Source organism: Myxococcus vastator (assembly GCF_010894475.1).
In the GTDB taxonomy this organism is placed as follows: domain Bacteria; phylum Myxococcota; class Myxococcia; order Myxococcales; family Myxococcaceae; genus Myxococcus; species Myxococcus vastator.
On sequence record NZ_JAAIYB010000817.1, the window covers coordinates 1 to 1,591 of the forward strand.

The window sequence follows — 1,591 nt, forward strand, 5'->3', positions numbered from 1 at the left end:
GGGAGGGGGGCCTCACCCCTCTCTCGGAGCCCGCACATGGTCCTACCCTTGCTGCTCATCCTCGCCGCCGCGCCGTCCACCCAGACGTGGACGTTCAACACGGACGGCTCGCCTGAAGTTCATATTGGCAATGTTGATGGCGCGGTGCGCGTAGATGCGGTAGACGGGAATGACGTGGTAATCACGGTTGTTCGGGAAGGCTCGAATAATTCCCGGAACGAAGTGGACGTGGAAGTCGTCCAAGAAGAGGGCGTCATCCGGGCGCGGGTGTGTTGCGGCCCGTGTGAACAAGAGACGCGGTCCTGCCGTCGGAGCGGGCCCGCGGTGAAGTTCACCGCGAAGGTGCCACGGCGGGCGCGTCTGGACGTGGCGACGGTGGGCGGTCCGGTGACGGTGGCGGGCGTGACGGGGCGGCAGTCGCTGGCGACAGTCAACGGCCGTGTGGAAGTGGACGGTTCGGAGGAGCGGTTGGACGTCAGCACGGTGAACGGCACCGTGGCATTGGCACCGCGGAAGGTCGTGACTACTTCTGTGTCCACGGTGGGCGGGGATGTCCGGCTGAAGCTGCCGGCCCAGGCGGATGTGAGATTGGAATTCAATACTGTCGGTGGTCGTTTCAACGACAGTCCCGCGCGGTTGGGCAGTCGCGAGCAGACGTATGGCTCGGGTGCCCATGCGGTGGAGGTCAGCACGGTCGGCGGTTCGCTCACCGTGCAGCCATAGCTTTCGAGGCCCGTCAAGCACTGGGCCCGGGGCGCTCGCCGGTGAAACTCCAAGGCGCCGGCGAGCGCTCATTTTTTGTCCGCGGATGGATGCAGTGCGTCAGTTGGCCGTGCCGGGCTTCCGGTGCTCGGCGCCGATGACGTCGCGGACCTGCTTGTAGCCGTCGCGGGCGAGCAGGGTGGCCAGGGCGGGGAGGATGTGTCCCACCAGGCCTGGGCCCTCGTAGATGAAGCCCGTGTACACCTGCACCACCGACGCGCCCGCGCGCAGCTTCTCGTAGACGTCCTGCGCGGTGAAGACGCCGCCCACGCCGATGATGGGCAGCGCGCCTCCGCTGCGCAGGTACGCGCGGCGGATGACGGCGTTGGCGGGCTCGCGCACAGGTGCTCCCGACAGGCCGCCCGCTTCCTTCGCGAGGGGATGCTCGAAGGGCCGGGCCACGGTGGTGTTGGTGGCGATGAGGCCGGCGAGCTTCTGGGCCCGCGCGACATCCACCACCTCGTCCACGGCCTCGGGGGACAGGTCCGGGGCAATCTTGAGGAACAGCGGCTTGCCCGGCGCCACGGTGGCCAGGCGCTCCTGTACGGCGCCCAGGAGCTGTCCCAGCTGCTCGGGCTCCTGGAGCTTGCGCAGGCCCGGCGTGTTGGGGGACGAGGCGTTGACCACCACGTAGTCACCCAGGGGCGCCAGCGCGTCCACACAGGCCACGTAGTCGTCCACCGCCCGCTCCAGCGGCGTGTCCTTGTTCTTGCCGATGTTCACCCCCAGCGGGCCCGGGCGCCACGTCTGCATCCGCAGGCGCGCGGCGGCCCGGTCGGCGCCGTGGTTGTTGAAGCCCATGCGGTTGATGACCGCGCGGTGCTCCGGC

General features: G+C 68.8%; 2 protein-coding genes. One reads left to right on the top strand and one right to left on the bottom strand.

The annotated features are described in order from the left end of the window. Nucleotides 1-48: 48 nt before the first annotated feature. Nucleotides 49-723 carry a DUF4097 family beta strand repeat-containing protein gene (locus tag G4D87_RS39820; RefSeq protein ID WP_240358933.1) on the top strand — a complete coding sequence of 225 codons (675 nt, stop codon included), beginning with the start codon at nt 49-51 and terminating at the stop codon, nt 721-723. A gap of 99 nt (nt 724-822) precedes the next feature. Here the strand turns inward: G4D87_RS39820 and G4D87_RS37580 are convergent. Then, nucleotides 823-1,591, bottom strand: a 769-nt coding sequence (locus tag G4D87_RS37580) for a quinone-dependent dihydroorotate dehydrogenase (protein ID WP_163787564.1), incomplete at its 5' end; no start/stop codon positions are given.